Annotated in this window: 9 protein-coding genes; 2 read left to right on the forward strand and 7 right to left on the reverse strand. The window is 43.8% G+C overall.

The features are described 5' to 3' along the window. Nucleotides 1–43: 43 nt before the first annotated feature. The 4 genes from QUA57_RS27290 to QUA57_RS27305 form a co-directional block, all read right to left on the reverse strand. Entirely contained in the window at nucleotides 44–886 is an 843-nt protein-coding gene (locus tag QUA57_RS27290) for a hypothetical protein (RefSeq protein ID WP_333064883.1), read from the reverse strand. 58 nt (nucleotides 887–944) lie between these two features. Continuing rightward, nucleotides 945–1,715 carry a DUF1822 family protein gene (locus QUA57_RS27295; protein ID WP_333064884.1) on the reverse strand — a complete coding sequence of 257 codons (771 nt, stop codon included), beginning with the start codon at nucleotides 1,713–1,715 and terminating at the stop codon, nucleotides 945–947. Then, nucleotides 1,712–2,407 carry a hypothetical protein gene (locus tag QUA57_RS27300; protein WP_333064885.1) on the reverse strand — a complete coding sequence of 232 codons (696 nt, stop codon included), beginning with the start codon at nucleotides 2,405–2,407 and terminating at the stop codon, nucleotides 1,712–1,714. Before QUA57_RS27300 ends, QUA57_RS27295 begins: the two co-directional genes overlap by 4 nt. A 100-nt stretch (nucleotides 2,408–2,507) precedes the next feature. Next, entirely contained in the window at nucleotides 2,508–2,753 is a 246-nt protein-coding gene (locus QUA57_RS27305; RefSeq protein WP_333064887.1) for an HNH endonuclease, read from the reverse strand. A 450-nt stretch (nucleotides 2,754–3,203) separates the two neighbouring features. On the opposite strand from QUA57_RS27305, the gene recG reads away from it, so the two are divergent. Then, complete coding sequence (gene recG, locus QUA57_RS27310; protein ID WP_333064889.1) at nucleotides 3,204–5,297, forward strand: ATP-dependent DNA helicase RecG; 2,094 nt, start codon at nucleotides 3,204–3,206, stop codon at nucleotides 5,295–5,297. 419 nt (nucleotides 5,298–5,716) lie between these two features. On the opposite strand, the gene QUA57_RS27315 is transcribed toward recG, so the two are convergent. Together QUA57_RS27315 and QUA57_RS27320 are read right to left on the reverse strand one after the other, a co-directional pair. Beyond that, nucleotides 5,717–6,763: a Fic family protein gene (locus QUA57_RS27315; RefSeq protein ID WP_333064890.1), complete on the reverse strand. Its 1,047-nt coding sequence runs from the start codon at nucleotides 6,761–6,763 to the stop codon at nucleotides 5,717–5,719. A 74-nt stretch (nucleotides 6,764–6,837) separates the two neighbouring features. Then, a complete protein-coding gene (locus QUA57_RS27320) occupies nucleotides 6,838–7,911 on the reverse strand; it encodes a hypothetical protein (RefSeq protein ID WP_333064892.1) in 1,074 nt (357 codons plus the stop codon). Nucleotides 7,912–8,152: 241 nt separating this feature from the next. On the opposite strand from QUA57_RS27320, the gene QUA57_RS27325 reads away from it, so the two are divergent. After that, nucleotides 8,153–8,776, forward strand: a complete 624-nt coding sequence (locus QUA57_RS27325) for a siphovirus Gp157 family protein (RefSeq protein WP_333064893.1) — start codon at nucleotides 8,153–8,155, stop codon at nucleotides 8,774–8,776. 246 nt (nucleotides 8,777–9,022) lie between these two features. On the opposite strand, the gene QUA57_RS27330 is transcribed toward QUA57_RS27325, so the two are convergent. Beyond that, the gene (locus tag QUA57_RS27330) at nucleotides 9,023–9,262 is read right to left on the reverse strand and encodes a hypothetical protein (RefSeq protein ID WP_333064895.1); all 240 of its coding nucleotides are present in this window, start codon (nucleotides 9,260–9,262) and stop codon (nucleotides 9,023–9,025) included. Nucleotides 9,263–9,555: the final 293 nt, after the last annotated feature.

The following is a 9,555-nucleotide window of genomic DNA, read 5'->3' on the forward strand; positions in this document are numbered from 1 at the left end:
CGCTCATGTTTCTGTGTCAAAAAAGCTTTAGGATGTGATATTATCACGAATTGTTACTATTTTGGAGATGTCTACTGTAAACAAGACCGAGATTATTTTGCACCATCGCCCACTCTTGAGGAGAAGTGTCACGAGTGTAGATTTGCAAAGCATTAGTGCAAGCCGTTAGGGCTTTTTCAAGGTTGGGCGAGCGATCGCCCCAAATCCGATTCCGGTAAGCAGGGGCTAAATCAAATTGGATTTGCGCCCATACTTGTAGGTAAGCCTCACGAGTAAAAATTTTGGCAGATCCTTCAAAACCTGCGATCGCAATTTCCAGGTTAATTGCCCTATTGCCCAGTGGAAAGAGCCAGAGCATTTTGCAGAAAGATATCAGAAAAAGTGCGATCGCTTTTTTTAGTTTTGGCTGGCTTTTCAGGAGCGTGTAATTTATCCAAATACAAAAGTGTCGCAAAAAAGCTTCATTGTTAATTGCTAGTATCAGGTAAACAGTTTGTTGGTCACTTGGGCTTAGCAGAATTGTCCGTAATACTTCCCACAAGAAAGCCGGAGCTTTAACAAAAGAGTCTGTTATTGGTGAGCCATCGCTTCCTGTGTAAAAATTCCTGAATGTTTCCAGGTTTAATTTTTCCCGGTTTTTAGTTAAAAAATCAGCCAAATCAATTAAACAATCAGCACCCGAAAACTCCCTCTGTGCTACCAGAATTGTAGCTACCATTTCCATCATTTCCAGCAAACCAACATCAACCAACTGCGGGTGCTTCCTTAAAATCTTCAGTTCCTTACCGCGAGGACATTCGAGGAGCGCTTGAATTAGCTTGAAATAAGCTGTCTGGCGTTTTGTCGCTTGGGGAGTTTTCGCCGATGGGCCGAATCCTTTTGCCATATTCTTTACAGGTTACGAAGGGGAGACTACATATATACATCAGCCATCCGCTCCAAAATTACGCAGCATCTCTCCAGATTCCTGCTAACTTCTCCAGCAAATCTTCGGCTAAATCCTGTAAATCAGTGTCGGCGCTGTCGGCGCTGTCGGCGCTTTCACGAGTCAACTCTCCTCCTGCGGGGCTACCGGCTAACACTTCTCCTGCAGCGTACCGCCACTCATACTCCTCGCAAGTTCGATAAATACGCTCTAATTGGGCAACAATATTGCTCCGCGATTGAGTTTCTATCTGAGATCTCACTTGTACCGCCACCGGATCGTCTGTTTCTAAGAAGGCGATCGCTTCTTCTAAACGAGTAATCTGTTCGATTAAATTGTCGATCGGCATTAATTCTGCTACCGCTAACTGTTGTGGTGGATTTGAGCTATCTAAGCTTGGGGCAAATCCCAATAGCTGCACGGAGTCCAGGCGATCGCTAAATTGTACTCCCACATATCCAATCCGATTTTCTATTACTTCTTCGGGTAAGAGAATGGTTGTTTCACAAGGTAAAACTGGGCGGCATTCTAAGGAGCCAATGCCAGTAATTACCAAGTCAGCAACATTAGCTAGCGCCGTTTTTGCTGGATTGAAGCTATCAGAACCTTCCAAATCAGTTTCAATTTGCACCCATTTTAAATAGCTGTGAACAGCGTAAACTGCCAGTGCATTCAAGTAAACTCGTTTTCCTTTTTGTACTGTACTTTGAACGGCAGCAAGTTGCCGCGCCATGTCGTGCGCTTTTAACTCGATCGGTACTGTTAACAGAGGTAGTTCTGCGGTGTTCATGGTTGCTGCTCCTGTCCATATCCTAACTTGCTAGCTATTTTTTGCAGTAGTGGTTTACATTTTCTCTTCCAATGAGAATTCAGGGTTGTGTACTTAACGTTTAACTCTTCTGCTAAGTCTTGAAACTTGTCAGGAGGGTCTTTTAACACTCTTCTCAGACTTAGAAATTGGCAGTTGCACTCTGGGCAAGAACCAGGATAGCTATTTCTGAGATTTTCTTCGGGATCTTGCTCGATGTAAAGTTCTAGTTCGAGACCAATCCGCTGAATGGTTTCTTTCTGAGCGCTTTCAATCATGCCATCCAACCCACTGAGCGTAAAATCAGGTAACTGTTCGACCCGAGTTATTGCCCCAGCATCCACCGCAATCGGAGCATCTAAACTAATTGGAGCATTTTTTTTAGGAGAATACAAATCTTGAATTCGCCGACCCTGGTAGCCGTTAACCCAATTGCTCAAACTTGTTGCAATAGAAGGCTGGCGTTGCTCAAATTGAGTAATTTCGCGGCTCACCCATTCTAAAGTAAGGTTTAAGGCTTCGGGATAATTTGGATGAGTTGATTTTTTAAGTTTTGGTAGTTGCTGAATTTCCCGCAATAGCTGATTCATGGCTGTTCGCCATTTCCTGCTTTGGGCTGAGTTTTGGCGCACCTGTGCGATTAAAGCGCTTAACCGTTCATCTCGATCGTCCATGCCACTTTTTTAAAGAGCGAGTTAATCTGCTCTGTATTGTCTCATTAGTCGATCGATAACCTGTGTTAAGAGGGTTAAAAATTAATAAACGGCAAGTGACTTATGTCTTGGTGCGGGCTGATTCGCGGGCGGTGCGGGGAGGAAAGGGACTGTTACCGCGCGAGTTATTGCAAGTGAAGCAAGCTAAACGCAGGTTAGGGAGTGCGTTAGACCCGCCCAAGCTTTTAGGCTGTAAGTGTTCAATAGTTCTTTCCGATTTCTGCATAGACTTTTTGCACCAGTGGCAGCGGTTTCCGTACAGTTCCAGAAGCTGGCGCCTCTTGTTGCGTCTTGAAGCTGGGGACATAAAGCTTTGGGAGCCTCACGGCTGTTACGTGTTCATTTACGTATCAGAGCCCTGCTAAAAATTTACGCAACTCCCCTTCAATTGGAGGAAATATAGTTGACCCGCTTCAGTTGGAGCGTTCAGTTTCACATCGGGGATGGAAGATTTAACGGCTCTCCTGGACTTTTGGTGAAAAAGTGGGGGTTGCTGATAGCTTCATCAAAAGATTGAATTAAAAGCCTTATAGGGCAATGGATTGAGGATTGATCAGGCTGGCTTATAACCTCAAGATCAGGAGAGCCGATTTAACTAGATTAAATGGTTCAAATTAATCGCGACCACTATTAAAAACCGAGTTGCTGCGACAAAATTCGATATAAATTGTCTTCCCTTTTTGATAGATAAATTAACTCTCTGGAGATGAGCCGCGTTCGCGGCTAACTCTCAGCCAATTCAACTCAACTAAAAAAGATGGATTTAACTCTCACCTTACAACATTTGTCTGGAATTGCTGTTTCCGAAGCTCAAAAACTAACAAAACTAGGTCTTCGCACCATTGCAGACCTACTCTACTACTTTCCGAAAGAACATCTCGCCTTCAAACGCACTCGGATTGCTGAGACAAAAACAGGAGATTGCGTAACAATTGCAGGCAAAATTATCAACCACAGTATCTTCGACTGCCGTACTAAACCAGAACTTACATTACAAAAATGGATTGTCTGCGACCAAACCGACAGAATAGTTTGCACTCAATTTTACAACCACAGCTATTACCAATGGCAACTATGGCGTTCCCACCAAGCCGAACTTTACAAACAAGGTGCTATTGTATTAGTGACAGGAAAAGTCAAACAAGATAGCTATGGTAAAACCATCAGCAACCCAACAGTTAAAGTTGTTAGCTTTGAAGATGCTAAAGCCAGCACGACCTCTATTGTACCAGTTTACCGCTTAACTAAAGGCATAACTAACGAGCTAGTCCGGCATTGTATTCGTACAGCACTTGACTGTGTTGGTTTTATTGAAGACCCGCTGCCACAACGACTTCGCAAACGTTTTGGGTTAATAGCTCTCCAAAAAGCTATCGCACATATTCACTGTCCCCCAGACAGCAATACCCTCGAATCTGCCCGCCACCGCTTAGTGTTCGATGAATTCTTCTACTTGCAATTAAGGCTATTGCAGCACCGATATACCTTGCAACAACAGCAAGGATACTCCCTAAACTCAACAGGAAAACAGCTCAGAAAACTTTACAAGAATTTACCTTTTACCCTCACCAAAGCACAGCAAAGAGTCATTGCCGAAATTCTGTCAGACATGAGCAAACCAACTCCGATGAATCGCTTAGTACAAGGAGATGTCGGTGCCGGCAAAACAGTAGTAGCAGCAGTCGCCATCCTTGCAGCAATTCAATCCGGTTATCAAACAGCACTAATGGCACCGACTGAAGTGTTAGCTTCCCAACACTACCGCAAACTCAGTGAATGGTTTGAGCCGCTGGGATTGTCTGTAACGCTGTTAACAGGCTCCACAACAGCTAAGATTCGCCAAGAAATTGCCAAAGGATTAAACTTGGGGCTTCTTCCCTTGCTAATCGGTACTCACGCACTGATTCAAAATACTGTAAGCTTTAAGAAACTGGGTTTTGTGGCGATCGACGAACAGCATCGATTTGGAGTTCAACAGCGGCTCAAGTTGCAGCAAAAAGGCATTAGCCCTCACATTCTGACAATGACCGCCACACCCATCCCTAGAACTTTAGCCCTGACACTGCACGGCGATTTAGACATCAGCCTGCTGGACGAACTGCCACCGGGGAGAGAGCCAATTCAAACTCAGCTATTTACGAGTAGAACTCGCCACAAAGCTCACGAAATAATTCGACAACAAATCCAACTGGGCTATCAAGCCTACATCATTCTGCCACTTGTCGAAGAATCTGAACGGCTTGACCTCAAAGCCGCCATTGAGGAGCATCGGTACTTGAGGGAAAATATTTTCCGCAATGTCAATATCGGGCTGCTACACGGTCGCATGAATTCCGCCGAGAAAGAAACAGAAATCGCCAACTTTATTGCCCATAAAACTCAAATTCTCGTCTCCACGACGGTTGTTGAAGTCGGAGTTGATGTCCCCAATGCCACAGTCATGTTAATCGAACACGCGGAACGATTTGGCCTGTCGCAATTGCACCAACTCAGAGGTCGGGTAGGACGGAGCACGGCACAATCTTACTGCTTGTTGGTAAGCGATTCCAAATCAAATAATTCTAGAGAGCGGCTCAAGATAATGGAAACTTCGCAAGACGGCTTCTTTCTAGCAGAAATGGATTTGAGATTGCGAGGGCCAGGTCAGGTATTAGGAACCCAGCAGGCGGGACTGCCAGAATTTGCCAAGGCTGATTTAATCAACGGCCAGGCCATACTAGAGCAAGCTAGGAAAGCAGCACAGTTGATAGTCGCAAAAGACCCCACTCTGGAAAGGTGGCCCGAACTTTCACAAGAATTGTTCCGGCGACAGCAGGTTAACAAACTCGATGCAGAAGCAGCACTTAACTAATAACCTGTTGTGCATCTAGATTAGACTTGAATTGCCTAAATCTGTGATTAATAGGTTAACCGCAGATTCAAGACAGCTCAACGCAAATAAACGCCGATAATTTCCTGATTGGAGAGCGAATAAATGCAATGCAACTCTATTGTCTATAGACCAATACGTTTGGGTTAACACTCTCTAACGAATTCTATCTCTGTTACGATTTTATGGCAATATAAGCATCTTTTAAAAGTCAGATTGTTCTTAACCCAAGCATATTGGTCTATGGTGTTCGAGGGAGAGAGGATTTGACAATTTTTGAGGGTCATTGAGCTCTACAATTTAAATGCAGTACAACTTACTGATTGCATAAATAGTTGCAACTGAGTGTTGAGTTTTATGATTCTACTCAACACGCAGTTGCTTGTGCATAAGTTCTGTGGCTACTGCTTTTGCCAGCGAGCATCTACCCCTCGCCCCCGACATTGCAAACGCCCAGCATCTCTCACCCGGCGCAATAAACGCCGAATCAAATCAATTCCCACTGTCGGACACCTTTCCTGCAACTCTCTAATTGAAAATTCTTGAGGCAAATTGTTAATCGCATCCAATACAATCGCCGTTTTAGTTCCTTTTGCGGATGTAACATATCCCACCCGCTGTTCAAACTCCCGATAAGCTGATAGCAGCATGACTCCCAAGAAATACTCCCACCAAGGTAACAGGTTATGCTGCCCTTCATGCCATCCTTGGGAAGATTGGTAAAGCGTATCATAATAGCTTTCCTTAGTTCTCTCCACAATCCGTTCTAAGCTAATAAATCGCCCCACCTCATAACCAGCTTTGTATAGCAGCAACAAAGTCAGCAACCTTGCCATCCGCCCGTTTCCATCTAAAAATGGATGAATGCACAAGAAATCCAAAATATAGGTTGGAATCAGCAATAAAGGTTCTATCTCGCCCGATTCCCAGAGGCGATTAAACCGTTCTTGCAGGCGTTCCATTGCCGCAGGAGTACCATAAGCGGGAGTAGGTTGAAACCTTACCACTTTAGTCCCGTCAGGATAAGTAGCGCTAATTTCATTATCCACTGTTTTCCAGCGCCCGCCTGTATTAACAGCAAAGTGGTAAAGGTCGCGGTGCAGTTGTAAAATGACACCTGTACTAAAAGGAATGTGGTTATAACTGGTGTGAATTGTAGTTAGCACGTCCCGATAACCCGCAATTTCTTGTTCTGAACGATCGCGTGGCGTTGTTTTTTCAGTTACTAATTTCTTAATCCGTTCTAGTGGCACAGTAATGCCTTCAATGCGGTTAGAAGATTCGGTACTCTGAATAACCGCAGCTTGGCGCCAAGTGCCTAAAACTTGTGAGGCTTGTTGTTTGAATAACTCCTGCTTTCCCTTGTATTCTCCAAGCAAACGAATTGTTTGCAGAAATCTTTGGTTGAGCTGTTGACTTTCAATGAACCCCTCTTCAAATGACAGCATCTCTATTTTATCTCCTTTGTATTAATTATAAACATTTATCGCAGTCAATAAGTCGGATATTGCGTGCGCTCGCATCAAAACTTGGAAACCCGATTGCAAGCAGAACCGACGCCAAATCCAGATAAATAAGTAAGGCGATAGTTGCTTTTAGCCATAGCCCTTGCCTCTCTAGTTGTCCAAGGTTTGACGCTTAGCAAATCGGGCTCAGTTTCCAGTTGCTTTAAATAAGAGCGATCGCCCGTTACAAAGGCGATCGCAATCGCCAAGAACTTGCAACAGCTCAAAGGAGCCTGAACCACCTGCTTTTCAGTAAACCTAACCACAATCCAATTCCACTCTAAGAATAATTGATTGCGGCGCATATCCCTGTCAGCATCGCAGCAGTGGGTGGGCTTCTTAGATTTGCCAGCATAAGGTTCATCAATCTCGACATCAATTCCGAGTCCAGATGGAGTGTGAATTACAGTAAAATCTGCTGAATAGCTCCTCTGAGATAACGGAATTTTAAACTCTGCTGCTTGGACAACTTCCTCGAAATATTGCTGCAAATATTGTAAAAAGCGTTGTTCACTCACTCCTTGCCGAGCTTGAGATGTGCCCTTAGAACTAACCCGAAGTGACATCAAATCCTTGAGCGCTCGATTTCTGGAATCCAACTCAAGTTTTGCGATTTTTAAACCTGTCTGCAACCCTTCTTTTTCCACCTTAAAATTAGAAAATTCTTGCTGTTTATTCGAGGATAAATGTTGATGGAATAATATATTTTGTTGCTTGTACTCAAGAATTTGCTGTTTATACCTGGATAGCAGTTTTTGACGGCAACCAAACACATAACTATAAGCAGCCGCAATTAAACATGAATAAGCAGCTACTACCAACAGCATTTCCCACCACAGCCAACCCCAAGAAATAGCTAATAGCGGAAGTGCGATCGCACCATAGAGCCAAAACACCCAAATTAACCACAGCAACTTGACAGGTAACACCACAGGTGGTTGAGGCGGAGTCAGCAAAACAACAGGTTGACCGAATTGTTGAGTTTCTTGAAGTTGGGATGAGGTGGCACAACTAGAACTTGCCTCTGGCAAAGGATATTGATGGCAGAATTGCATTACCACTTTTGGGTAAAAAACTATAGGATAATTCATAACTTTAAATACTCCTTTTTTTAAGAGCGCGGTCGCGCTATTTTTAAGAAAGTTTTTTGAATTGTATGCAAAAAATCACCCAGTCAAGCTCACAAAATTTAACTCATTCTCAACCAGGTAGCCAGATTCAAAAGGACCAACAAATCTCTCTTAAATCCGACCCGGAAACAATGGCTGCGCTTACTCAACTCGAAGAACGCCGCGATTATTATCACACCTGCATCAACGGAGGATACTAAGCATGAATTTAGCCACAGCAACGCTTGCTCAAAGTTCAATAACTGCGGCTCAACTTTGGCATCAACTAGAGTCAGCAGAAAGCTCAGAAGAAATTGACCAACTGCTGCAATCCCTTTGGCAAACCCAAGAAACCCAGGAACTTGCTGTTGATGCCCATGCCGACTTAGCCGACCAAATTGATGCCGAAATTGCAGGAATTACAGCCAGGATGCAGTATTTGATAGAACTGCATTCAAGAGCTCTCCACAAACTCCAGGGGTGGAGAGAGCGGTTAGACCAAACCGTTCTCTACTTCAACGAGTGCGGCGTGTTAACTTCCGAAATTATTGGCAAACACCGCCGCATTACTGTTAAGGAAAATCCGCCTACCTGTGAAGTTTTGATTGACCCATCTCAACTGCCAGAACCCTATCGCCGAGTCGAAACCAAAATCGTAATTTCTGCCGACAAAAAGGCGATTGCAGACGCTTGGAAAAAGGGAATGCCTGTAGATGGCACTAGGGTTTTCCGCAAGCGTAAAGTGGTCTACAGCTTGCTTCCTGGTAACAATTTGCACTCTCTTCAAGCCAACCAGACGCTTGAGAGTCGTTCTTCGGATAAAACGCAGTCCAAAAAACGGCGTTAGCCATCTTTTCAGGTGTCAGGAATGCCTTGATTTGACACCTGAATTCTAGCCTTTGTCAGGTAAATGAGGCATATACCAAGGCTTGAAACTCCTGACATTCAGAGAATCTTGTGTACCTCATATCTGTGATAAAAGCTATAGTAGACACCTCCGACTTAGACTTCCCTGAATTAGACATTTCCGAATTAGAATGTGAAACGCTTGTTTTGTTTGTAAGAGCGAAAACTTAATTTCGGTCGATATCTATTACAAATCAATCCAGTATTGAGGGTTTTCAACTTCTTCTTCGGTGACATTGAATAAGTTTGACGCTCTACCTTTAATAACCCCGTTAGCATCTAGGTTCAAACCTCCTAATTGCTGGCTGTTTTCACCTTCTGCAAAAGCAACGCGAGCAAGTGCATCGCTATCGCTATCAGAGAAATAATCCCGTTGGCTTTCCATAGCCGTAGTTGTGCGAACTACTTTCACTTTTTTTCTCCACATTGGGATTGTCATTCTGATTGTAACACGCTACTTCTTTCTTCTAAACCCTCCAATTGGAGGGGGTAAATATCACTCAGTAGCAGGAATTTTTGAAGGAAAAACCTTGTCAAAATCGGGACTATTACTGTGCGTAAGTCCTAAAAATGTAAAAACTAGGATTCAGGAGCTAATCAATGAGCAGAAGAAAACTTACCCCAGAATATCGCTCCACAGAATCATTCGTAACAAGTTAAGCCTGTATGGCAGTTGTCAAGGGGATTTCAGAAGATGTCTCAAAGAAATATTGGTTCAGA

Source organism: Microcoleus sp. Pol7_B2 (assembly GCF_036701035.1).
In the GTDB taxonomy this organism is placed as follows: domain Bacteria; phylum Cyanobacteriota; class Cyanobacteriia; order Cyanobacteriales; family Microcoleaceae; genus Microcoleus.

What these genes read in the sequence shown, in the direction of transcription:
- QUA57_RS27290 (WP_333064883.1), bottom strand. Translation starts at nt 886, where the DNA reads ATGGCAAAAGGATTCGGCCCATCGGCGAAAACTCCCCAAGCGACAAAA.
- QUA57_RS27295 (WP_333064884.1), bottom strand. Translation starts at nt 1,715, where the DNA reads ATGAACACCGCAGAACTACCTCTGTTAACAGTACCGATCGAGTTAAAA.
- QUA57_RS27300 (WP_333064885.1), bottom strand. Translation starts at nt 2,407, where the DNA reads ATGGACGATCGAGATGAACGGTTAAGCGCTTTAATCGCACAGGTGCGC.
- QUA57_RS27305 (WP_333064887.1), bottom strand. Translation starts at nt 2,753, where the DNA reads ATGTCCCCAGCTTCAAGACGCAACAAGAGGCGCCAGCTTCTGGAACTG.
- recG (WP_333064889.1), top strand. Translation starts at nt 3,204, where the DNA reads ATGGATTTAACTCTCACCTTACAACATTTGTCTGGAATTGCTGTTTCC.
- QUA57_RS27315 (WP_333064890.1), bottom strand. Translation starts at nt 6,763, where the DNA reads ATGCTGTCATTTGAAGAGGGGTTCATTGAAAGTCAACAGCTCAACCAA.
- QUA57_RS27320 (WP_333064892.1), bottom strand. Translation starts at nt 7,911, where the DNA reads ATGAATTATCCTATAGTTTTTTACCCAAAAGTGGTAATGCAATTCTGC.
- QUA57_RS27325 (WP_333064893.1), top strand. Translation starts at nt 8,153, where the DNA reads ATGAATTTAGCCACAGCAACGCTTGCTCAAAGTTCAATAACTGCGGCT.
- QUA57_RS27330 (WP_333064895.1), bottom strand. Translation starts at nt 9,262, where the DNA reads ATGTGGAGAAAAAAAGTGAAAGTAGTTCGCACAACTACGGCTATGGAA.